Annotated in this window: 24 protein-coding genes; 12 read left to right on the forward strand and 12 right to left on the reverse strand. The window is 71.8% G+C overall.

The window, feature by feature from the left end; genetic code table 11:
- Window positions 1–4: 4 nt before the first annotated feature.
- Window positions 5–562 carry a hypothetical protein gene (locus ACFQ7C_RS05185; RefSeq protein WP_378898449.1) on the reverse strand — a complete coding sequence of 186 codons (558 nt, stop codon included), beginning with the start codon at window positions 560–562 and terminating at the stop codon, window positions 5–7.
- 26 nt (window positions 563–588) lie between these two features.
- A complete protein-coding gene (locus tag ACFQ7C_RS05190; RefSeq protein WP_378898450.1) occupies window positions 589–1,014 on the reverse strand; it encodes an excisionase family DNA-binding protein in 426 nt (141 codons plus the stop codon).
- Between the two features lie 164 nt (window positions 1,015–1,178).
- Here ACFQ7C_RS05190 and ACFQ7C_RS05195 point away from each other — a divergent pair, with 164 nt between their 5' ends.
- The 6 genes from ACFQ7C_RS05195 (at window position 1,179) to ACFQ7C_RS05220 (ending at window position 7,159) form a co-directional block, all read left to right on the forward strand.
- Window positions 1,179–2,381, forward strand: a complete 1,203-nt coding sequence (locus ACFQ7C_RS05195; protein WP_378898451.1) for a globin domain-containing protein — start codon at window positions 1,179–1,181, stop codon at window positions 2,379–2,381.
- A 13-nt stretch (window positions 2,382–2,394) separates the two neighbouring features.
- On the forward strand, window positions 2,395–3,150 hold the full coding sequence (locus ACFQ7C_RS05200) for a DivIVA domain-containing protein (protein WP_378898452.1): 756 nt from the start codon (window positions 2,395–2,397) through the stop codon (window positions 3,148–3,150).
- A gap of 44 nt (window positions 3,151–3,194) precedes the next feature.
- Entirely contained in the window at window positions 3,195–3,572 is a 378-nt protein-coding gene (locus tag ACFQ7C_RS05205; protein WP_378898453.1) for a group 1 truncated hemoglobin, read from the forward strand.
- Between the two features lie 75 nt (window positions 3,573–3,647).
- Window positions 3,648–4,988: a transcriptional regulator gene (locus ACFQ7C_RS05210; protein ID WP_378898454.1), complete on the forward strand. Its 1,341-nt coding sequence runs from the start codon at window positions 3,648–3,650 to the stop codon at window positions 4,986–4,988.
- 90 nt (window positions 4,989–5,078) lie between these two features.
- Window positions 5,079–6,629 (forward strand): aldehyde dehydrogenase family protein, encoded by a 1,551-nt coding sequence (locus ACFQ7C_RS05215; protein WP_378898455.1) that lies wholly within the window; start codon window positions 5,079–5,081, stop codon window positions 6,627–6,629.
- 110 nt (window positions 6,630–6,739) lie between these two features.
- Entirely contained in the window at window positions 6,740–7,159 is a 420-nt protein-coding gene (locus tag ACFQ7C_RS05220; RefSeq protein WP_378898456.1) for a DUF779 domain-containing protein, read from the forward strand.
- Window positions 7,160–7,251: 92 nt separating this feature from the next.
- Here the strand turns inward: ACFQ7C_RS05220 and ACFQ7C_RS05225 are convergent, their stop codons facing one another.
- From ACFQ7C_RS05225 to ACFQ7C_RS05235, 3 genes are all read right to left on the reverse strand, one after another.
- Window positions 7,252–7,740, reverse strand: coding sequence for an FBP domain-containing protein (locus ACFQ7C_RS05225; RefSeq protein WP_378898457.1), 489 nt, complete (start codon window positions 7,738–7,740; stop codon window positions 7,252–7,254).
- A 258-nt stretch (window positions 7,741–7,998) separates the two neighbouring features.
- Window positions 7,999–8,394, reverse strand: coding sequence for a hypothetical protein (locus ACFQ7C_RS05230; protein ID WP_378898458.1), 396 nt, complete (start codon window positions 8,392–8,394; stop codon window positions 7,999–8,001).
- Window positions 8,395–8,444: 50 nt separating this feature from the next.
- Entirely contained in the window at window positions 8,445–9,647 is a 1,203-nt protein-coding gene (locus ACFQ7C_RS05235) for a hypothetical protein (RefSeq protein ID WP_378898459.1), read from the reverse strand.
- Window positions 9,648–9,797: 150 nt separating this feature from the next.
- Between ACFQ7C_RS05235 and ACFQ7C_RS05240 the strand changes: the two genes are divergently transcribed.
- The 6 genes from ACFQ7C_RS05240 (at window position 9,798) to rplI (ending at window position 13,947) form a co-directional block, all read left to right on the forward strand.
- Complete coding sequence (locus ACFQ7C_RS05240) at window positions 9,798–10,997, forward strand: acyl-CoA dehydrogenase family protein (protein WP_378898460.1); 1,200 nt, start codon at window positions 9,798–9,800, stop codon at window positions 10,995–10,997.
- Window positions 10,994–12,148 carry a CaiB/BaiF CoA transferase family protein gene (locus ACFQ7C_RS05245; protein ID WP_378898461.1) on the forward strand — a complete coding sequence of 385 codons (1,155 nt, stop codon included), beginning with the start codon at window positions 10,994–10,996 and terminating at the stop codon, window positions 12,146–12,148. Before ACFQ7C_RS05240 ends, ACFQ7C_RS05245 begins: the two co-directional genes overlap by 4 nt.
- A 110-nt stretch (window positions 12,149–12,258) precedes the next feature.
- Window positions 12,259–12,627, forward strand: coding sequence for a 30S ribosomal protein S6 (rpsF, locus tag ACFQ7C_RS05250; protein ID WP_378898462.1), 369 nt, complete (start codon window positions 12,259–12,261; stop codon window positions 12,625–12,627).
- A gap of 5 nt (window positions 12,628–12,632) precedes the next feature.
- Window positions 12,633–13,154, forward strand: a complete 522-nt coding sequence (locus ACFQ7C_RS05255; RefSeq protein WP_192633124.1) for a single-stranded DNA-binding protein — start codon at window positions 12,633–12,635, stop codon at window positions 13,152–13,154.
- Window positions 13,155–13,228: 74 nt separating this feature from the next.
- Window positions 13,229–13,483 carry a 30S ribosomal protein S18 gene (gene rpsR / locus ACFQ7C_RS05260; protein WP_005054609.1) on the forward strand — a complete coding sequence of 85 codons (255 nt, stop codon included), beginning with the start codon at window positions 13,229–13,231 and terminating at the stop codon, window positions 13,481–13,483.
- 11 nt (window positions 13,484–13,494) lie between these two features.
- Window positions 13,495–13,947, forward strand: coding sequence for a 50S ribosomal protein L9 (rplI, locus tag ACFQ7C_RS05265; protein ID WP_378898463.1), 453 nt, complete (start codon window positions 13,495–13,497; stop codon window positions 13,945–13,947).
- A gap of 67 nt (window positions 13,948–14,014) precedes the next feature.
- On the opposite strand, the gene ACFQ7C_RS05270 is transcribed toward rplI, so the two are convergent.
- The 7 genes from ACFQ7C_RS05270 to ACFQ7C_RS05300 all read right to left on the reverse strand — a co-directional run bounded on the left by ACFQ7C_RS05270 (window position 14,015) and on the right by ACFQ7C_RS05300 (window position 21,899).
- Complete coding sequence (locus ACFQ7C_RS05270; RefSeq protein WP_378898464.1) at window positions 14,015–14,620, reverse strand: response regulator; 606 nt, start codon at window positions 14,618–14,620, stop codon at window positions 14,015–14,017.
- Complete coding sequence (locus tag ACFQ7C_RS05275) at window positions 14,617–15,789, reverse strand: sensor histidine kinase (protein ID WP_378898465.1); 1,173 nt, start codon at window positions 15,787–15,789, stop codon at window positions 14,617–14,619. Before ACFQ7C_RS05275 ends, ACFQ7C_RS05270 begins: the two co-directional genes overlap by 4 nt.
- 19 nt (window positions 15,790–15,808) lie before the next feature.
- Entirely contained in the window at window positions 15,809–16,627 is an 819-nt protein-coding gene (locus ACFQ7C_RS05280) for an ABC transporter permease (RefSeq protein WP_378898466.1), read from the reverse strand.
- The gene (locus ACFQ7C_RS05285) at window positions 16,624–17,568 is read right to left on the reverse strand and encodes an ABC transporter ATP-binding protein (protein WP_378898467.1); all 945 of its coding nucleotides are present in this window, start codon (window positions 17,566–17,568) and stop codon (window positions 16,624–16,626) included. The genes ACFQ7C_RS05280 and ACFQ7C_RS05285 overlap by 4 nt, the downstream gene beginning before the upstream one ends.
- 75 nt (window positions 17,569–17,643) lie before the next feature.
- Window positions 17,644–18,918: an enhanced intracellular survival protein Eis gene (gene eis / locus ACFQ7C_RS05290; RefSeq protein ID WP_378898468.1), complete on the reverse strand. Its 1,275-nt coding sequence runs from the start codon at window positions 18,916–18,918 to the stop codon at window positions 17,644–17,646.
- Between the two features lie 377 nt (window positions 18,919–19,295).
- The gene (locus tag ACFQ7C_RS05295; protein ID WP_378898469.1) at window positions 19,296–20,792 is read right to left on the reverse strand and encodes a hypothetical protein; all 1,497 of its coding nucleotides are present in this window, start codon (window positions 20,790–20,792) and stop codon (window positions 19,296–19,298) included.
- A gap of 120 nt (window positions 20,793–20,912) precedes the next feature.
- Window positions 20,913–21,899, reverse strand: a complete 987-nt coding sequence (locus tag ACFQ7C_RS05300; protein WP_378898470.1) for a hypothetical protein — start codon at window positions 21,897–21,899, stop codon at window positions 20,913–20,915.
- Window positions 21,900–22,344 lie beyond the last annotated feature (445 nt).

The following is a 22,344-nucleotide window of genomic DNA, read 5'->3' on the forward strand; positions in this document are numbered from 1 at the left end:
GTGGTCAGGGTGCCAGCGACCGCAGGTGGGACGACACGCGCTGTGCGAACGCGGGGCAGCCGGCTGCGGTGAGCGCCTCCGCGAGCGAGTAGGGGTCTTCGCCGGCCCGGCGGGCGCGTCGGCACTGCTCAGAGGCCACGCGCCTCACGTCGGCACCGGCGGTGTCATCGACGAGGCAGAGGAACTCGTCGGGGGTGCAGACCTCGAACGGCAGCGGACCATCGGCCGCGACCCCGTGGAGGCGGGTCGAGACCAGCACATCAGCGCGGCCGGCCGCCGCGTCGGTCGCTGCGAGCGGGGGCTCGACAGCCTGGTCGAGGTCGATGTCGGCGTCGACGGCGCCCAGGACCTCGTCGAGGCTGGTCGCGAGCAGCTCGAGACGCCGTCGCGCGGCCGCCCGGCGCGGCGGCTGCCGCCTCGACCACAGACGGACGGAGTCCGCCACGACTCCGGCGGAGGAATGCAGCTGGAACGATCCGGTCTGGTGGCGCAGCAGGGCAAGCCACTCGTACGGCGGGCGCGCGGCGAGGACGTCGGCGTCGACGAACACGCGTTGCAGCACCCGGTCAGACTACCCAGCGCGAGTTGTCATTCCGCTCCGAACTCGTCGTCGAGCTCGCGCAGGGCATCGAGCGCCTCGCGGCGAGCACGAGCGCGCGTCCGCCTCAGGGACAGGACGTCGGCGGTCTTCAGCCGCGTGTGGGTCCCCACCTGGTGTGATGCCAGCTCGCCCGACCGCACCATCTTCATCAGGGTGGGCCGGGAGACGCCGACGAGCTCGGCCGCCACGGTGGTGGTCAGCTCGTCGGGCAGGGTCGCGACCGACACGCGTCCCCGCGCGAGTCCCTTGAGGACGTGGGCCAGGAAGGAGCCCAGATCCGCAGGGATCGCGGTCTCGGCTCTGTCGTCCGCGGTGACCGCGAACCCGAGCGAGCCGAGATCCGGCACCCGGCGGAGCAGGTCGGCGGCCTGCTCTCGCAGGCTCTCTTCCACGAAGACTGTCCCGTTCGACAACAACACGCTCATACGGCCCCCCGACCTGTGTCGCGCACCACCCCTGAGCGCTGTACAGGGCAATGCTATCCGGTTGCAGTTGCACGTGGATGCTTTGCACATACATCTGTAACGCGCTAGCGTCGCCCGAGACCGACTCGCCGATCGAGAGGACCGGACGACACGTGGATGCGGTAGCGCTCAAGCGGACCTGGGCTCAGGTCGCTGCCCACGGGGACGCGGTTCCCGGGTACTTCTACGCGCACCTCTTCCTCGCCCACCCCGAGACGCGCGACCTGTTCCCGGTGGCGATGGCGGCGCAGCGCGATCGCCTCGTCAAGGCGCTCGGGCACATGGTGAGCAACGTCGACCGCGTCGGCGACGTCGTGCCGTACATCGAGGACCTCGGGCGTGATCACCGCAAGTTCGGGACGATCTCCGCGCACTATCCCGCCGTCGGCGCATCGCTGCTCGCGACCCTCAAGCACTTCCTCGGCGACGCGTGGACCGCCGAGCTGGCCGCCGACTGGGCGGAGGCGTACGGGCTCATCGCGACCACGATGATCACGGCCGCCGAGTCCGTCGAATCGCAGCCCGCCACGTGGGCCGCCGAGGTCGTCGCGACGGAGCGGCGGGGGATGGATGTCGGCACCGTGACGATCCGGCCCGACGACCGCTACCGCTTCCAGGCCGGCCAGTCGCTGGCCGTCGAGATCCCCCAGCGGCCCCGGCAGTGGCGCTACCTGTCGCCGACGCACGCGCCGCGCGCCGACGGCACGATCACGTTCCATGTGCAGCTCGTCGCCGGCGGCCAGGTCAGCGGAGCACTGCTCCGCGACGTCACGGCGGGAGATCGCGTCCGCCTCGGCCCGCCGGTCGGCGAGCTGCTGACCCTCCCCTTCGACAGCGAATGGCCCGACCTGCTCCTCGTCGCCGGCGGCACGGGGCTGGCGCCCCTGCTCGCCGTGATCGACCAGGTCGCCGCGCGCCACGCCGCCCGCGGGGACGGCCCGCGCGTCACGCTCTACCAGGGCGTGCGGCATCCGTGGGGGTTCTATGCGAAGCCCGAGCTCGAGCGGTACGCCGACGCGGGGTGGCTCGACATCGAGTACGGCGTGTCGGACGACCCGTCGTTCCCCGGCCGCCGCGGACTGATCGGCGACCTCGCCGCCGCGGACGGCCCGTGGGGCGACCGCCTCGCGATGGTCTGCGGCTCACCGCGCATGGTCGACCACACCGTCGCCGCTCTGCACCGCGCAGGATTCGACGAGCACCGCATCCGCAGCGAGAAGTACGAAGACCCGTTCACCCAGCAACCCAGCGCCACCGCCGGACGAGCAGACTCCCCGGAGCTCGTCCGCCCCGGCGTCGCGATGGGAACCCAGTAGAGGGCAGACGATCATGACCGCGATCCAATCCGTATCCACCACGCCGGAGTCGCTGCGCAGAGCAGCCTTCTCGGACGAGCGCGACGGCTACGCCCGCTCCGAGGTGCACGCGCTGCTCACGGCCGCGGCCGACGCCCTCGAGGTCGCCTGGCGCGAGAACGCGTCCTTGACGGCCAGCGGCGTGAGCTCGGACGACGGCGAGATCTCGAGCCGCGCGGTCCTGCTGCTCAGCAGCGCGCAGCGCATCGCGGACGACGCCGTCGCCGAGGCGGAGTCGTACGCCAGAGACCTCATCGAGACCGCGCGCCGGCAGTACCGCGAGATCGTGGAGCGGGCGCAGCAGGTCGCCCACTCGATCGAGAAGGAGGCCGCGGCGCACCCGGGTCAGGTTGCGGCGGCGCAGGCCGCACAGCCCGCCGCCGGCGCCACCGCCGGCAACGCGGCCCCGTCCTGGACCGCAGACAGGTCACCCGCGCTCGCGTTCGCGACCGACGACCTCGACGTCGCGGGACCTGCGTCCCCGGACGACGTCGTGCGCGCCCGCCAGTTCGCCCGCATGGCCACCGCGCAGGTGCACTCGCTGCTCGAGTCGATCGAGCGCGAGCTGGGCCGCCTCGGCGCGGGAACCGCGCGAGCGGCCGCGGTCACGCCCGCCCCGCCCGCTCCTGCCGCGGCGGCCTCGGCCCCGCCGCTCCCCGCTCCCGCCCTCCCCGCTCACGCCGACCCCGTGGACGAGATCCGCCGCCGGCGGGGCGACCTCGAGCGCTGACCTACCCGAACGACACCCGCACCCTTCACGATCGGAGCACGCACATGACGGACACGAGCGAAGCAACCCTGTACCAGCGTCTCGGCGAAGGCGCCGGCATCGCGGCCGTGGTCGACGGCCTCTACAGCCGGATCATGGCCGATGAGACCCTCGCCCCCTTCTTCGAGCACACGCGCATGATCGAGCAGAAGCGTCACATGGCGCTCTTCCTCGCCGCCGCCGCGGGCGGACCCGACGGGTACCGGGGCAAGGATCTGGGCGTCGCCCACGCCGGCCGCGGCATCACCGACGCCGACTTCGACCGCGTCATCGGCCACGCCGCCGCGGCGCTCGCGGAAGCGGGCGTCGACGCCGACGCGATCGACCAGGTCGCCGGCGCGCTGCTGCCCCTGCGCGAGAAGGTCACCGCCGCCGCGGCCTAGCCTCGGGCGCACGCGACGACGGGTCAACCCCACCTACACTGGAGGCACGCTCCACCGACGTCGATCGGAGCCGCCGTGTCATCATCCTGGTCGCAGCGCCGTGAGGTGTCGCCCGAGACCTCACGTCTGCTCATCGAGCGCGCCCACGAGGAGCTCGTCGCCGGCAACGCCGCCGATGAGCGGCTGCGGGACGTCCGCCTGCTCGTGCGCGACTCGTGGCGACGATCGCTCGACAGCCTCGTCGGCGCCGAAGCGCTCCCGCCGCTCGATCTGACGGCCGAGGAGCTCGACGCGTACCGCCGGGCGCATCCGCTGGCCGCGGTGATCGACATGGTTCGCGGTCTGCTGCTGCCGGGCGAGGCATCCGAATCCGGGGTCGTCGTCGCGGTGGGCGACGCGGCAGGTCGCCTCCTGTGGGTCGAGGGCGACCGGAACGTCCGGAGGCTGACCGGTGACATGGGGTTCGTGGAGGGCGCCAACTGGTCGGAGGACGCCGTGGGCACGGCCGCCCCCGGCACCGCGATCGCGCTCGACCGTTCGGTGCAGATCACGGGCGCCGAGCACTTCAACCGGCTCGTGCAGCCGTGGTCGTGCAGCGCCGCACCGGTGCACGACCCCGAGACGCGCCGCATCCTCGGTGTGATCGACGTGACCGGCGGACTCGAGGCGGTCACCCCTCAGGCGCAGCTGCTGGTGGATGCCACGGCCCGGGCGATCGAGGGAGAGCTCCTGGTCGCCCGGCTCCGCGCCCGCGCCGACCCTCCGCGGCCGCCGCGCCGGGCGCCGGCCCGGCGCGTGGAGCCCACGCGGGCCACGCTGCGCGTGCTGGGTCGCGACCGCGCACAGCTCGAGGTCACCGGCGAAGGCTTCGAGACCGTGTCGGAGCTCGGTCCGCGCCACGCCGAGCTGCTGCTCATGCTCGCCGTGCACCGCCAGGGTGTATCGGCCGAGCGGCTCGGAGACCTCGTGTACGGGGAATCGGCCGGGGACGCAGCATCCGTGACGCTCCGCGCCGAGATGGTGCGCCTGCGCAAGGTGCTCACGACGGACGCTCCCGCGCTCGTGCCCGAGTCGCGGCCGTACCGGCTGGGCGTCGAGATCGAGACCGACGCGCACCAGGTGCTGTCGCTGCTCGACCGCGGCGCGCACCGCGTGGCCCTCGCCGCCTACCGCGGCGACGTGCTCCCCGACTCCGTCGCGCCGGGCGTGGAGGAGTTCCGCGACACCGTCCGCGTGGCGCTCCGCGAAGCGCTCATGGCCGAGGCATCCGTCGACGTCCTGCTGGCGTTCGCGGAGACGGATGCCGCCGCCGACGACGCCGAGCTGCTCCGGCTGTGCCTGTCCATGCTGCCCGCGCGCTCGCCGCGGCGTGCCGGCCTCGTGACCCGCATCGAGAAGCTCGAAGCGGACCTCTGAACGCCGGCGCAACATTCTGCAACGTCCCCCGGCCTACCTTCGACGCATCGCGACGACGACCGTCGCGGACCGCGTCGAAGGAGACCAGCAATGACCATCGTCGAAGAGGGCGTCTCGAGCGTCTACGCCGCACCCGGGCAGCGAGGATCGATCGCCGACTACCGCCCCCGCTACGGCCACTACATCGGCGGCGAGTTCGTCGAGCCGATCAAGGGCCAGTACTTCGAGAACATCAGCCCGGTCAACGGCAAGCCGTTCACCGAGGTCGGCCGGGGCACCGTCGAAGACGTCGACCGGGCGGTCGACGTCGCGTGGAGGGCGTTCGAGTCGTGGAAGCGCACGACGCCCGCGGAGCGCGCCAACATCCTCAACAAGATCGCCGACCGCATCGAGCAGAACCTCGAGCGGATCGCCGTCGCCGAGACGTGGGAGAACGGCAAGCCCGTCCGCGAGACGCTGGCGGCCGACATCCCGCTCGCCGTCGACCACTTCCGCTACTTCGCGGGCGTGCTGCGGGCTCAGGAGGGCTCGCTCAGCCAGCTCGACGAGGACACGGTGGCGTACCACTTCCACGAGCCGCTCGGTGTCGTCGGCCAGATCATCCCGTGGAACTTCCCGATCCTGATGGCCACGTGGAAGCTCGCCCCGGCGCTCGCCGCCGGCAACTGCGTCGTGCTGAAGCCGGCTGAGCAGACGCCCGCCTCGATCCTGTTCCTGTTCGACATCATCGGCGACCTCCTCCCCGCGGGCGTCGTGAACATCGTCAACGGATTCGGCATCGAGGCGGGCGCGCCGCTCGCGCAGCACAAGCGCATCCGCAAGGTCGCGTTCACGGGCGAGACCACGACCGGCCGCCTCATCATGCAGTACGCGTCGCAGAACCTCATCCCGGTGACGCTCGAGCTCGGGGGCAAGAGCGCGAACGTTTTCTTCGAGGACGTCGCGCGCTCCACCGACGACGCCTACTACGACAAGGCGCTCGAGGGGTTCACGTTCTTCGCGCTCAATCAGGGAGAGGTGTGCACGTGCCCGTCGCGCGCGCTCATCCAGCGCTCGATCTACGACCGGTTCCTCGGCGACGGCCTCGACCGCGTCTCGAAGATCGTGCAGGGCAATCCGCTCGACCCGGCGACGATGATCGGCGCGCAGGCATCCAACGACCAGCTCGAGAAGATCCTGTCGTACATCGACATCGGCAAGGCCGGCGGCGCGAAGCTGCTCGCCGGCGGCGAGCGGGTGGATCTCGGCGGCGACCTGTCGGGCGGCTACTACGTTGCGCCCACGGTGTTCGAGGGCACGAACGACATGCGCATCTTCCAGGAGGAGATCTTCGGGCCTGTCGTGTCGGTCACGTCGTTCGACGACTTCGACGACGCCGTCTCGATCGCCAACGACACGCTGTACGGCCTCGGCGCCGGAGTCTGGAGCCGCTCGGGCGACACCGCCTACCGCGCCGGCCGGGCGATCGAGGCCGGCCGCGTGTGGACGAACACGTACCACCAGTACCCCGCGCACGCGGCGTTCGGAGGGTACAAGCAGTCAGGAATCGGCCGCGAGAACCACCTCAAGATGCTCGACCACTACCAGCAGACGAAGAACCTGCTGGTGTCCTACGCCGACGGAGCCATGGGCTTCTTCTGATCGGCCCGCCGGTCCCTCTCCGGGGGGCTCGCGGGACCGGCACCCAGGACTCGGGCGGCGTGGCCCCACACGCGCCGCCCGGGTCGCCCCGGCGTCCTCAGGAGGTCACGATGACAGAGACCCGCACCCACTCGCGCGTGGCGCTGACGGATGCTGCAGCATCCCTTCTGCGGCAGCTCACGGCCCAGCACGGCCCGCTGATGTTCCATCAGTCCGGTGGCTGCTGCGACGGCAGCGCGCCCATGTGCTACCCGGTCGGGATGTTCCTCACCGGGCCCTCGGATGTGAAGCTCGGCGACCTCGACGTGGGCCTCGACGATCCCGTCGAGGTCTTCATCTCGGAGGCGCAGTTCGAGTACTGGAAGTACACGCACCTCACGATCGACGTGGTGCCCGGCCGCGGCGCGGGGTTCAGCGTCGAGAGCCCGACGGGCAACCGGTTCATCATCCGCAGCCGGATGCTCGACGACGCCGAGCTCGTGCGTCTCGGACTCGGACCGACGGTGTCACCGAGCGCTTCGGCTGGTTGACCCGCGTTCACATCACGTGCACTCACCGAGATCACCCGTTCCGTACGCGAACAACGGGTGATCTCGGTGAGATCACCCGTTGTGAACGCGGGTCAGGCGCTGTCGCGGATGTCGCGCGCGAAGCCCTCGGCGTGCGCCCGCAGCGCCTCGATGCGCCGCTGACGCGCGGCCATCACATCGAAGCCGAGGTACGCCGGCGGCATCGGCCGTCGGGCGTTGGCCGAGCACTCGAACCTCTCGCACAGCAGGGTGCCGACGGTGTCGCCGTTGCGGCCAGCCTTGCCGGCGCGCTTCGCGCCGAACAGCACGACGTCGTTCGGGAGGGTCACGTCCTCGCACCACGAGCACTGCGCGCGCGTGCGCGTGCGCTGCTCGGTCTGGCGCAGCAGGATGCCGACGGGCTGGTCGTCGAGCGGCACCACAATGAAGCCGGCGAGCGGCTGCTTCGGGTCGCGCCAGCCGAAGTAGTCGAGACCGTCCCAGCCCACGTGGGCGAGGTCGGGGACGACGAGCGCGTTGCGTTCGCGCAAGGAGGCGTTGATGAAGGACGCGCGGATGTCCTTCTCGGTGAATGCGTGCATGATTCCTTGATTCGGAGGGTCGCCCGTGGGGACGACGAAGAGGGGAGGATGCCGCGGGCCCGCGGGCCGCGGAGAGTCGGGCTGCGTCGCAGCAGGCGTCAGGCCCGGCGACGCGCGCGGCTACCTCCGCTCGGCGCGAGCAGCGCCGAGTACCCCCTCACGCCCGCCGGGCGTCGTGGACGTCGAATGCACGCCCGACAGCATACGCTCGTGTACCCGTGTTGCAGGGGTGCACGAGCGCAGCAACGCCGCGCGTCGCTACCGCCCCGCCCGCATCTGGCGTTCCCGCTCGGCCAGGTGCTCGCGGTGCTTCTTGAGCTCCTCGCGACTCAGCTTGATCACCTGTCCGGTCGCGCATCGGTACAGGTAGCCGACGCACATGGAGAGTAGCCACCAGCCACCGACGATTCCGGCGACGGCAGCGATCGTGGCCAACCACACCGGTGTGGGTCGAGCGATGCCGACCATGACGAAGGGGTTCCCTCCGCCGACCAGGTAGACGACGTTACTGATGAAGAGGTACGCGCCGAGAACCACGATGGCGGCGCCGATCAGCCCGATGATGACGGAGGCGACGACGGCGCTGGCTGTGAGGTACTCCTTGCGGCCTCGACGCTGCATTTCGCGGACGCTGAGCTTCTTCTTGCGGTTCATGATGCGTGCGCCAGGCTAGCAGCGGCGCGAGCCCGAGCACGGCGCACGCGTCAGCGCAGGAACGCGGGTCCGATCTGGGTGAAGATCCAGAACAGCGCCACGACTCCTCCGACGACGATCGGCACCCACGGCACGCCGCGCTGCAGGCGCCGGCCCTCCGGCGCGACGCCGGGCGGGGGACGCAGCGCGTCGAGCGGCGGATGGAACGGCACGGATGCCGCGCCTCCAGGGCCGCCGCCCGCCGCGGGCGATGCGGAGCCGAGGGGCGCAGCATCCGTCATCGAAGCGGCGGCAGCCGCCAGGCGCTCGTCGCGCCACCGCGCCCACTGCGCGAACTTGTCGAGGAGCGCCCCGACGACGGAGAACAGCCACGCCCACGTCTGCGGGTCGAGCGTGGAGAAGTCGCGCTTCGCATACAGGAACAGCCAGTCGTCGACGATCTCGACGTCGAGCGCTGCGGCGTTGTCGATGAAGCGCGCCATGATGTCGGGCGTGAAGAGGTACAGGGCGTCGCGCTCGTAGTCGGCCGGGCAGTACAGCGAGAAGTACCGGTCGAAGTCGCCTTCGAGGCTGAGGCGCTGATCCTTGTCGAAGGCGAGCGGCAGGTTCGAGCCGAACAGCCCGTTGTTGCTCGTCGCGTCGAGCACGATGTGGGGCAGGGGCGTGTCGAGCTTCACCGCGACGTAGCCCCAGTGGTACGTCTGCTGGTTCTTGCCCGAGCCGGTCGTGTAGCGGTAGTTCGCGAACTCGACGAAGCGCGGACGGTCGCCGCGCACGAGGTCGCTCGAGTGGCGGCTGCTGCCGATCGAGAAGATCATGCCCGGCAGCCCGGGGGCGTCGAGCCGCGGCTCGTACTGCATCGCGTTCGCTCGCGCGAAGCGGTCGAGACGGTACATGCGCTCGCCGCCCGTGCGCGCCCCGCGCACGAAGAGGGTGATCGCGACCGCCGCGACGACGCCGACGACGAGCAGCGGGAAGAGCGCGAAGAGCAGCGCGATGCCGCCCCCGCCTTCGACGCCCGCGGAGACCGCGCTCACGACCGCGGAGATCATCGTGATCGCGACCGAGCCGAACATGATCAGCACCACCGCGGAGACGAGCACGACGATGAGCACGCCGGTGTACGGCGAGGTCCTCAGGCGGCCGGTGCGGCGCAGCTCCTGCACGAACGCGCGCGCGGCGCCCGGCGGGACGGGCTCGACCAGCGGGCGCGCGTCGAAGGGGTACGCGGGAGCCGGTCTCGGATCGCTCACGCGTCAACGCTACCTCCGGCTCGCAGCGCGCGAGCCAGGCCTACCCGCCCTCTGACACGCCGGGACTTTCACCCGTTTCGCCGATCCGCGGCATGATCGAGAGGGCCGCGCGAGAGCGCGCCCCGATGTTCTGCGCGAGGAGGCGCCGCCGTGACCGATGTCAGCCGTGACCCCGACGATCTCGCCGCCCTGCGTGAGGCATCCGACATCCTCGGCATCGAGGCTCAGCTCAGCACCGAGGAGCGCGCGACGCGCGACCGGGTGCGTGCCTTCGTCGACGCCGAGCTGCGGCCCCACATCGCGGACTGGTTCGACCGGGCCCACTTCCCCGTCGAACTCGCCCCCGCACTCGGACGCCTCGGCATGCTCGGGATGGAGCTGGAGGGGTACGGATGCCCCGGCCGCAGCGCCGTCGAGTACGGTCTGGCCGCGCTCGAGCTCGAGGCGGGCGACTCGGGCATCCGCACCTTCGTCTCGGTGCAGGGCTCGCTCGCGATGGGGTCGATCCACCGCTGGGGCAGTGAGGAGCAGAAGCAGGAGTGGCTCCCGCGCATGGCCGCGGGAGAGGTGATCGGCAGCTTCGGGCTCACCGAGCCGACGGCCGGATCCGACCCGTCGAGCATGAGGACGTTCGCCCGGCGCGACGGCGAGGACTGGGTGATCACGGGCGCGAAGCGCTGGATCGGTCTCGCGTCGATCGCGCAGCTCACCGTGGTGTGGGCGCAGACCGACGACGGGGTGAGGGGCTTCATCGTTCCCACCGGCACGCCGGGCTTCGAGGTCACGGTGCTCGAGCCGAAGGGGTCGATGCGGGCGTCGGTGCAGACCGGGCTGCGGTTCGACGAGGTGCGGGTGCCGGCCGGCGCACTCCTTCCCGGGGCACGAGGACTGCGCGGGCCCTTCTCGGCGCTGAACGACGCGCGGTACGGGATCGTGTGGGGCGCGCTCGGCGCGGCGCGCGACAGCTACGAGGCGGCCCTCCGCCACGCGCTGCGACGCGAGCAGTTCGGGCAGCCGATCGCGGGGTTCCAGCTCACCCAGCGCAAGTTCGTCGACATGGTCGTCGAACTGCAGAAGGGCGCGCTGCTGGCGCTGCAGATCGGGCGGGCGAAGGATGCCGGCACCCTGACGCCCACCCAGATCTCGCTCGGCAAGCTCAACAACGTGCGCGAGGCGATCGGGATCGCGCGCGAGGCCCGCACGATCCTGGGCGGCGACGGCGTGCTGCTCGAGCACTCGCCCATCCGCCACGCGGCGAACCTCGAGTCGGTGCGCACCTACGAGGGCACCGACGAGGTGCACACCCTGATCCTCGGCCAGCACCTCACCGGGCTGGGCGCGTTCCGATGACGGCGCCCGGGGAGCGCGCGGCCGGTCCCCTCGCCGGCCTGCTGGTCGCCGACTTCTCCCGCGTGCTCGCCGGGCCGTACTGCACGATGCTGTTCGCCGACCTCGGCGCCACCGTCGTGAAGGTCGAGGGTCCGGCGGGCGACGAGACCCGGCACTGGACGCCGCCGGCGCGCGACGGCGACGCGACCTACTATCTGTCCGTCAACCGCGGCAAGCGTGCGGTCACCCTCGACTTCGAAGACGCCGACGACCTCGCCCTCGCCCGGGAGCTCGCGCAGCGGGCCGATGTGGTCGTGGCGAACTTCAAACCCGGCGGGCTGGCGCGCTTCGGACTCGACTACGACGCCGTGCACGACGCGAACCCCCGCGCCGTCTACGTCTCGATCACCGGCTTCGGCGCCGCCTCTTCCCTGCCCGGCTACGACGTGCTCGCCCAGGCGCTGTCGGGCGTGATGAGCATCACGGGCGAGGCGGACGGCGAGCCGACCAAGGCGGGCGTCGCCATCGTCGACGTCGTGACGGGGCTGCACGCGGGTCTCGGAGCCCTCGCCGCGCTGCGGCACCGCGACGCCACCGGCGAAGGTCAGCACGTCGAGGTGAACCTGATGTCGTCGGCGCTGTCGGCGCTCGTCAACCAGTCCGGCGCGTATGCGCTGGCGGGAGTCGTGCCGCAGCGGCTCGGGAACGACCATCCCAGCATCTACCCGTACGGCTCCTTCCCCGCGGCCGACGGCGACCTCGTGCTCGCGGTAGGCAACGACGGCCAGTTCGAGCGGCTGTGCCAGGTGCTGGAGATCCCGGATGCTGCGGTCGACCCCCGCTTCGCGCGCAACGCCGACCGCAGCACGGGTCGCGAGGCGCTGCGTCCCCTGCTCGAGCGGGCGCTGGCCGCTCGTCCGGCGACCGAGTGGGAGGAGCTGCTCGGCTCGGCCGGCGTCCCGTGCGCGCCGATCCTCGCGATCGATGCCGCGTTCGAGCGCGCCCGCGTGCTCGGCCTCGACCCCGTCGCCTACGCCGGTGCCGAGCGCGTGCCGGGCGTGCGGCATCCGATCTCCCTCTCCGCGACGCCGCCGGCATACCCGCTCGCGCCGCCGGCGCCCGATGCCGATCGGGCCTGGGTTCGGCGCCTGCTCGGCGATCCGGTACCATAGGAGGGTTGTCCGCACGCGCACCAACGCGCGGTCAGTCGGACGACGTGCAACACACCCTCCTGCTGCCGGGAAATGCCCGACAGCCGTTCTAGTCCGAAGGAGGTGGGTTAGTGACGCACCAGTACGAGCTCATGGTCATCCTGAACCCCGAGATCGACGAGCGCCAGGTCGGCGCCAACCTCGACAAGTTCCTGAAGGTCATCACGACCGACGGCGGCACCATCGAGAACATCGACATCTGGGGCAAGCGCCGTCTTGCCTACGAGATCCAGAAGAAGACCGAGGGCATCTACGCCGTCGTCAACTTCACGGCGACCGCCGCCACCACGCAGGAGCTCGACCGCCAGCTCAACCTGAGCGAGCAGATCATGCGCACCAAGGTCCTCCGCGCCGAGGAAGCGATCGCCATGATCGCCTCGGAGAAGCAGCGTGCCGACGAGCGCGCCGCCCGCAAGACCGCCAAGGCTGCGAAGGCGTAAGGACGATGGCCGGCGAGACGATCATCACCGTCGTGGGCAACCTCACGGCTGATCCCGAACTGCGTTACACGCAGAACGGTCTCCCCGTCGCGAACTTCACGATCGCGTCGACGCCTCGCAACTTCGACCGTCAGGCGAACGAGTGGAAGGACGGCGAAGCGCTGTTCCTCCGCGCGAGCGTGTGGCGCGAGTTCGCCGAGCACGTGGCCGGCTCGCTGACGAAGGGCATGCGGGTCATCGCGACCGGCCGCCTCAAGCAGCGCAGCTACCAGGACCGCGAGGGCAACAACCGCACCGCGATCGAGCTCGAGGTCGACGAGATCGGCCCGTCGCTGCGCTACGCGACCGCTCAGGTCACCCGCGCCGCGGGCGGCTCCGGCGGCGGTGGCGGCAGCTTCGGCGGCGGTCAGTCGCGCCCGCAGCAGCAGGTCGCCGACGAGCCGTGGTCGACCCCCGGCTCCTCGAACGCCGGCGGCGGCGACGCGTGGGCTGCCCCGGGCGCCTACGGCGACGACACCCCGTTCTGATCGGTCAGATCTCAGCAACAGATTCCGGATGCCCCGTGACGAGGCATCCGATCAGCAAACGTAAAGGAAACACCATGGCTGGAAAGGCAACCGGCGACCGCCGGAAGCCGCGGAAGGGCGCGAAGAACGCGGCCCCCGCGAAGGCGATCCGTGTCGGCGTCATCGACTACAAGGACGTCGCCACCCTCCGCAAGTTCATCTCGGAGCGCGGCAAGATCCGTGCCCGTCGTATCACCGGTGTCTCGGTGCAGGAGCAGCGTCTGATCGCCAAGGCGATCAAGAACGCGCGCGAAATGGCGCTCCTGCCTTACGCCGGCGCTGGCCGCTAAGGAGTACCCACATGGCAAAGCTCATTCTCACGAACGAGGTCGCCGGGCTCGGTAGCGCCGGTGACGTGGTCGAGGTCAAGAACGGGTACGCCCGCAACTACCTCATCCCCCAGGGCTTCGCGGTCGCGTGGACCCGCGGTGGCGAGAAGCAGGTGGCGTCGATCCGCGCCGCCCGCGAGGCACGCGCGATCCACGACCACGAAGAGGCCGTGGCCCTGAAGAACAACCTCGAGACCAACAAGGTCCGCCTGGCCGTCAAGGCCGGCGCCGAGGGTCGCCTGTTCGGCGCGGTCAAGACCGTCGACGTGGCCGACGCGGTCAAGGCCGCCGGTCTCGGCGAGCTCGACAAGCGCAAGATCCACATCACCTCCCCGATCAAGTCGGTGGGCGAGCACGAGGCGACTGTTCGCCTCCGCGACGACCTCACCGCCGTGATCACCCTGCAGGTGGTCGCCGCCAAGTAATCCCTCCGGGATACGGCAGAACGGATGCCGCGGACCTTCGGGTTCGCGGCATCCGTCGTCTCCGGGGTCAGAGCCAGCCGTTCTCCTCGGCGAGGCGGGCGGCGTCGGCGCGGTTGCGGGCTCCGGTCTTGCCGATCGCGGCCGAGAGGTGGTTGCGCACCGTCCCCTCCGACAGATGCAGCAGGCGGGCGATGTCGGCGACCGAGCCGCCGGTCTGCGCCGCCGACAGCACGTCGGTCTCGCGGTCGGTGAGCGGCGAGTCGCCTTGGGCGAGCGAGTCCGCCGCCAGGACGGGATCGACGACGCGCAGCCCCTGGGCGACGCGGCGCACGGCGTCGGCGAGCTGGGCGGCAGGAGTGTCCTTCACCACGAAGCCCGACGCGCCCGCCTGCATCGCGCGCTTGAGATAGCCGGGCCTGCCGAACGTCGTGACGATGAGCACACGGCAGGCCGGAACCGCCGCGCGGAGCGCGGCTGCCGCCGCGATGCCGTCCAGCCCGGGCATCTCGATGTCCAGCATCGCGACGTCGGGGTGCGCCGCGAGCGCCGCGTCGACGACCGCGTCGCCCCGCGCCACCTCGGCCACGACCTCGATGTCGGACTCGAGTCCGAGCAGGGCCGAAAGGGCGCCGCGCACGAGCGCCTGGTCGTCGGCGACGAGCAGGCGGATCACAGCGTCACCCGCAGGCTGAAGCCGCCGAGGTCGCTGCGCCCGACCGTCAGGCGGCCGCCGGCGGCCTCGACGCGCTCGCGCAGGCCCGACAGCCCCGTCGAGCCCGTCGATCGGCCGGACGGACCGACGCCGTCGTCGGCGATCTCCACCTCGCTCCCGAGCGTCACGCGGCAGCGCGTCGCTCCGGAGTGCCGCACGACGTTGGTGACCCCCTCGCGCACGACCCAGCCGGCGAGTTCGCGGCCACCTGGGGGCACAGCATCCGTCGACGAAGGCAGCTCGGCGGCGATCCCCGCCGCCTCCAGCGCCGCCCGGGCCGCGGCGAGCTCCCCGCTGACGTTCACGGTGCGCACGGCGGCGACGGTCGCCCGCACGTCGGCGAGGGCGCCGCGGGCCAGCGACTCGACCTCGGCGATCTCGGCCTTGGCGCGCTGCGGATCGACGTCGACGAGCCGTCCGGCGAGCTCGGCCTTCACGGTCACGACCGTCAGCGAGTGGCCGAGGATGTCGTGGATGTCGCGTGCCACACGCCCGCGCTCGCGCTCCACCGCGAGAGCCTCGAGCTGCCGCTGCGTGTGCCGCAGCTCGCTCGTGGTCGCGGTCGTGCGGGCGATCGAGGCCATCACGAGCGAGATCGAGACGATGACCGCGGGCACCCAGATCACGTTCTCGTCCCAGCCCCCGGTCAGCCCGTCGGTCACGAGCGCCAGCAGGCCGAGCCCGAGGATCGGCGGCCACGTCCACCGCCACGGGAAGGCGCACATACCGAACGTGACGCCGACGTACGCCCACGTGGGCGCGATGTCCCAGCCGAGCCAGGGGAACAGCGCGAAGGAGAGGGCGAACAGCCCCGCGCACACCGCGAGCCGGCCGCGGGTGCGGAGCGTCCAGGCGATGGGCGCCGACACGAGGAACGCCACGGCGAACACCACGACGAGGGTGACGCCGACTATTGCGGAGGCGGTGGAGGGCGACCGCGCGATCACCTGCTGCGCAAGGCTGACGAGCCACACCAGCGCGAAGCCGGCGCCGACGTACCAGCCCGCGGTCGCGCGCGACCACAGGGCCCGCGGCAAGGAGCCGCGGGCCCGGATGGTTGCGTCGTGCCGTCGCACGGGCTCCGGCCGGATGCCGGCATCGAGCCCGTCGCCGCGAGGCGTCGCGTGCATGGCACTCACCCTAGAGCGCTCAGACCCGTTTGGTGTCGCGGCGGAAGGCCCAGGCCGCGCCGGCGACGAAGATCCCGAGCCACACGACCGCGTTCACGAGCCAGAGCAGGTCGAACGGGGCCCCGGTCAGCGGCGCCCGCGTGATCTGGCTGATGCCGTAGACCGGCGTGAACCGGGCGATCGCCTGCACGAAGTCGGGCATCGCGCTGAGCGGGGTGAAGAGGCCGCCGAGGAACGACAGCAGCACGATCGCGAGACTCGTGATCTGCGCCGCGCCCTCTCCCGGCACGAGGTACCCCATCATCAGGCCGAGCGTGGTGAAGACGGCACTCGCGAGCAGCCAGCCGGTCAGGCCGGTCGCGATCCACTGCGCGGGATCGAGGCGGATGCCGCTGATCGCGCCGGCGAGGTAGGTCCCGACCACGGCGAGGAGGCCCAGCAGCATGCCGGCGATCGTCTTGACGACGACGTTGACGATCGGGTTCAGCGGGGTGAGGCGCAGCTGGCGGCTCCACCCCTGCGCCCGCTCGATCCCGATGCCGGCCCCGGTCTGGGTGGCCGACATCATGGCGCCGTACATCGCCATCGACACCATGATGTAGGCGGCCACCGAGGGCCCGCCTTGCGAGAGGGGGGTGGCGGTGAGCTGCTGGTCGCGCAGCGGGAGCCCGATGATGATGAACATCACGACGGGGAACGCGACGATGACCAGCAGCGTCCGGCGGCCCCGTAGCTTGCGCTTCAGCTCGATGCCCAGATGAGTGAGGGTGAAGCCGCCGAGCGGCGGCACCCGCCGCTCGAGCGACACCCGGTCGGTGGTGCGGGCGATGGTGGTCATGATGCTGTTCCTTCCGAGGTGAGGGCGAGGAAGACGCTCTCGAGGTTCTGCGCGGCGATCTCGAGGTCGCGCGCAACGGTGCGGGTCAGGAGGTGCCGGGCGACGGCGTCCGAGTCCCTCGTGTAGATGCTGAGCCGGTCCCCCAGCGCCTCGACGTACTCGACGAAGGGAAGCGCCGCCAGCGAGGCCGGATCCACGCCGGGAACGGTCGCGGTCACGGTCCGGCCCGACACCATGTTCTTGATGTCGGCGGTCGGCCCGTCGGCGACGATGCGACCCCGGCTCATCAGCACGATGCGGTCCGCGTACTCGTCGGCCTCGTCGAGGTGGTGCGTCGCGAACAGCACGGTGCGCCCGCGCGCGGCGTCGGCCCGGATGGCGTGCCAGAACGAGCGGCGGCCCTCGACGTCCATGCCGGTGGTCGGCTCGTCGAGGATGAGCACGCCCGGGTCGGAGAGCAGCGCCATGGCGAAGCGCAGGCGCTGCTGCTGCCCTCCCGAGCAGAGGTCGACCCGGCGGTCGGCGATCTCGGTGATGCCGGCGCGCTGCATCACCTCGTCGACGGGGCGCGTGTCGGCGAAGAGGCTCGCCGTCAGCTCGAGCGTCTCGCGGACCGAGATGTCCTTGAGCAGTCCGCCGGTCTGCAGCACCGCCGAGACGAGGCCGTGGGCGATGGCTGCGCGGGGCGACTCTCCGAATACGCGCACGGAGCCGGAGTCGGGCTGCGACAGGCCGAGCAGCATGTCGATCGTCGTGGTCTTGCCTGCGCCGTTCGGGCCCAGGAAGGCGACGATCTCGCCGGGGTGCACCCGGAGGGTCACCGCGTCGACGGCGTGGACCGATCCGAACGACTTGCGGAGCGCAGTCGCGTCGATGGCGAGCGGAGCGTCGGATGCCGTGACCGCGGTCGCGGGGCGGGTGAAGGGTTGTGTGATCTCCATGCCCTCAGCGTCGCGCCGTCGGCGCGAGCGACCCTCACACGGCTGTCACGATGTGCTCGTGACAAACGTCACGGGTCAGAAGATCCAGTTCGCCCCGGCGGCCACCGGCCAGGACCACGCCGCCGACGCCCCGCGCAGCGCGTCGGCCGAGCGGACCCCGACGAGCCCCGCCTGGGCCAGCGACGCGAGCGAGATCGACCCGAGGTGCGCCGCCCCGAGCTCGCGGATGTCGAGCACGAGGTCGGGTTCGGAATCGGATGCCGCCACCTCCGCGTGCTCCCACGCCGCGGCGCGCACGCGCCAGCGACCCGCGTTCGCGGGCAGCATCGCGTCGGTCACCTCGAGCACCACGTCGACGTCGCCCGCGTAGCGCCGCTGTCCGAGGGCCGCCGGCAGGTCGAGGATGCGGATCCACGAGTTGTCCTGGAAGTCGGGGAGCGCCGGCCGGATGTCGACGAGCAGCGACACGATCGGGTCGTCGACGGGCAGGTTCGAGATCTTGACGCGGCTGGTCAGGTCGAGGTCGAGCAGCACCGACCACATGCGGTGCGCCGCGGCGGGGGTGAGCGCGACGGCCTCGCGTACGTGGACGGTGCCCTCGGCGCCCGCGCGCTCCCACGACATCGTGCGGCGGAAGGTCGCGTACGCGAGCGTGTCGTCGTCGGCGTCTCGCACGAGCAGCAGCCGCAGCGACTCCTTGCCGCCGCGGTACGCGGGCGGGTCGGACTCGCGCGCGGTGCGCTGCTCGGGCGTCTCGCGCGCCGCCCAGCCCGGACGACCGAGGCCGGCGGGCAGCCGCCCGTAGTCGCGATGGATCGAGGCCACGAGATCGCCGTGGGCCTCAGCATCCCATTCCTCCAACTCGACCTCGAGCTCGGACGCCCCGGCGACCGGGCGAAGCGCCGCGCCGCGCGGAATCGTGAGGTCGAGCTGGGTCGAGGCCATGCCGTAGCCGAAGCGGCCGTAGATCGGCGTCTCGGCGGCCATCAGGCCCGAGATCGCCTCGCCGTTCTCGAGGCAGTCGGCGAAGTGGTGCTCGATCATGCCGCGGAGGAGGCCGCGGCGCCGGTGCCCCGGGTGCACGCCCACCCAGGTGAGCCAGCCGCAGGCGGTTTCGGCGCCGGGCACCGGGTAGGCCCGCAGCGGGTACGCGCCGTGGAAGCCGGCGAGCATGTCGTCGTCGTCGACGCGGGCGACGCCGTAGGTGCGATCCCAGCTGAGCGGGCTCGGCAGTTCGCGCAGCGCCTCGACCGAGCGCTCGGTGGGGAACGCCCAGGTGTCCAGGCGCAGGACGTCTTCGAGCCGGTCTGCGTCGACGGGGATGAGGCGGTACGACTCGGGAAGCGGCATCCCTCCACTCTGGCGAGCCGGTGGCGGGCGCGCAACGCGGGGGGGCGTCTGGCGCCACCTGCGCATGACGAGGCGGATGCCGCGAGCCCCCCGGGTCGCGGCATCCGCTCGTTGCATCTCCGTCCGCGCCGACCCGGTCCAGGCAGTGCCCGGGCCCGTCGCGGGCGGAGACGGTTGTGGACCCCCGATCGTGAGGCGCGGTCCAGGCAAGGCCGGCGATCGCGATCGGGGGCGTTCAGGGCGGGAGCGCCGCTGGGGTTCGGCCCTCCCGCTGGGGGAGGTTCAGGGGCGGGAGGGCCGCTGGGGTTCGGCCCTCCCGCGTGCTCACGCGGGTCGGAGGGGTGGGGCACCCGGGGAACGGCAGGTGCCCCGTCGACTCACGCGGAGCGTCGCCGCGACGCGCGTGCGATGGCGCCCGCTGCGAACAGCGAGAGCCCGAGCAGCAGGAACGGCATCACACCCGTCCCTCCCGTCGCGGCGAGCTGAGTGGCGGTGCCGGCCGAAGCCGCCGAACCGGTCATCGCGGCCGATGCGGTCGTGCCGTCGGGGCCGCCGTCACCGGGCGTCCCGTTGTTCCCCGGGCTGGCGGGGTCCGTCGGGTCGGTCGGGTCGGTGGGGTCCGTCGGGTCCGTCGGCTCGGTGGGGTCCGTCGGGTCCGTCGGGTCCGTCGGGTCGGTGGGGTTCGTCGGCACCACGGCGTCGACCGTGGTGCTGTCGCCGATCACCGACACCGCGTTGCCGCCAATGGTGACGGGCAGCGAGATCGGGGCGAGGATCTGCGTGCCCCCGAGGATCGAGCCCGAACCGTCGGTGCTCCCGGTCGTCCCGCCCGTGCCGGTGCCGGGTGCCGCGACGGCGCCGTTCGACTCGCTGTCACCGACGCCCGAGACCGCGTTGCCGACGACCGTGACGGGCACGGCGATCGGCGCGAGCACCTGGCTGCCGCCGAGGATCGAGTCCCCGCCGTCGGTCCAGGCGTCGCCGCCGGTGGAGCCGGTCGAGGGAGCCGCAGCGGAGCCTTCGCTCGAGCTGTCGCCGACGACCGAGATCGCGTTGCCGACCGCGGTGACCGGGGCCGTGACGGGTGCGACGACCTGGCTGCCGCCCAGGGTCGAGTCCCCGCCGTCCGTCGTGCCCGCGGCCCCGCCGTTCGTCGAGCCCGCGGTCGGCGCGGTGGTGGCAGCATCCGTCGACGCGCTGTCGCCGATCACGGAGACCGCGTTGCCCGCGACGGTGACCGGGGCGGTGACGGGTGCGACGACCTGGGTGCCGCCGAGGGTCGAGTCCCCGCCGTCGGTCCAGGCGTCAGCCCCCGACGCGGAGCCCGACGAGGGTGCGGTGGTCGCGCCCTCGCTCGAGCTGTCGCCGACGACCGAGATCGCGTTGCCCGACACGGTGACCGGCGCGGCGACCGACACGATGCCCTGGGTGCCCGAGAGCAGGCCGTCCTGGCCGGACGTCTCGGCGGCGGGGGCCGGGGCGGGTGCGGGCGCGGCGGTGGCGGCATCCGTCGACGAACTGTCACCGGCGACGGAGATCGCGTTGCCGCTGACCGTGATCGGGACGTTCACCGACACGAGCGCCTGCGTGCCCGAACCGACGCCGTCGGCGCCGGTCGTGGACGCGGCAGGAGCCGGCGCGGGAGCGGGAGCGGGGGCAGCGGTGGTCGCGCCGCCCGAGGAGGAGTCGCCGAGCACCGACAGCGACGTGCCGCTGACGGTGATCGGAAGGTTGACGTCGATGACGGCCTGGCTGCCCGAGAGCAGTCCGTCGTCACCGGTGGTCTCGGCCGCGTTCGCGACCGTCGCGCCGAGCAGCGTGATGCCGCCGGCCAAGAGCGTGCCCCAGAGGGCGCGCTTGCAGAAAGTGCGCATGATGTTCCCCTTAGTGGATTGATCGGTTCGCAGCGCGCGAAGGAGGCGCGCTGCTCAGCGCGGAGGGCGCGCTGATGCTCTGTCGCCCGCGCTCGGATGAGCAGGGCGGCGAGGAGCCGATCAGTCGGGGGAGACGTCGGTGGAGCCGGCGGGCGCCGGCGGCGCGTGCTCGTCCTCCGGTCCGGCGCGTCGCACCCAGGCACGGTGTGCGGCGAGCGGAAGGAGGGCAGCGAGCGCCCAGGCGCCAGGACCCGCACCACCGGGTCCTGCGGAGGCGATCGACAGGCAGAGTCCGCCTGCAGTACCGAGGAGTCCGCCCGCGACCAGCGCGGCGGACGAGACGACGACGACGGCACGCGTGGCCGCTTCGGAGACGGATGCTGCGGCCCAGTGGCCGAACCTGCCCGCTGTCGTCGTGAAGAGGGTGGCGGCAGCACCCGTCGGCGCAGCGAGGAGCGCGGTCACGTTCGGTGCCGACGACTCGGCCGCGGCGCTGCCGAGGAGGCCGGGAAGCTGCGGAACCGGCGGGAGCGCGGGGAGTCCCGGGCCCGTTGCCGGCGGCCGGCCGATCGTCGCGCCCGTCTCGTCGACGGCGCCGACGAGGCTGCCGAGGGTCGCGTCGGCGGTGCCGCCGAGGTCGGTGACCGCGTCGTCGAGGCCGACGCCGGTGACGACGTCGCCCACGATCGGCACCTCGGTCACGAGGTCGACGACCGGCTGTGCGATGCCGCTCACGACCCCGCCGGAGACGACTTCCGCGACGGGCTCGGTCACCGTGGTGACCACGGTGCCGACGGTCTGCACGACCTGGCTCACCGGCTGCTGCACGGGAGCGGGCGTCGCGGCGACGACGGTGTCGACCGCGTCGGCGACGCCGGTCGTGACGGTCGTGACGGTGCCGGTGACCGTCGACGCGGTCGTGTCGACCAGCGAGGTCACGGCGCCGAGGACACCCCCGAGCGCTCCGCCGTCATCGGGCTCGTCGGCCTGCGCCGGGCTCAGGCCGAGGCCGAGAACCAGCGAGACGACGATCCAGGCGAACGCGGTTCCGACCCCGATGAGGGCCAGCCGCACGATCCTCGGCAGCTGCGAGGTTGCGATCTCCACGTTCACCTCCCACGACGAAAGAGCCGCACGTTCCGGACGGATCGTGCGTGAGGGTGCCTGGAGTTGAGAGGCTACCCCTTCACGCATAGCTCTGTCCAGACCTTTGGACGACGAGTCCCTTTGTGTCCCTCCGTGCGCCGCGCCGTGCACCCGGCGTCCGGAATTGTGCACAGGACAGCGTTCGCCGGCAAACCTTCAACCCTGACTTCAACCACATCGCCCTCCACAGGCTGTGAAATACGCAATGGCCGATCAAACGGGATTTCCGAAAGATATCCCCCAGAAAACGTCTGAGTTCTCCACAGAGGTTGTTCACAGGTGTGACGGCGTTTCACGCAGGCTCTCCACAGAGTTATCCACAGGCTGTGTTGCGAGTGTCGGAGGCCGTCCATAGCGTGGGGTGCGGCCCATTCGGGACGCGCGCCTCCGCGCTGGGAACGGCGGC

Origin of the sequence: Microbacterium sp. NPDC056569 (genome assembly GCF_042793475.1) — a bacterium.
In the GTDB taxonomy this organism is placed as follows: Bacteria; Actinomycetota; Actinomycetes; order Actinomycetales; family Microbacteriaceae; genus Microbacterium.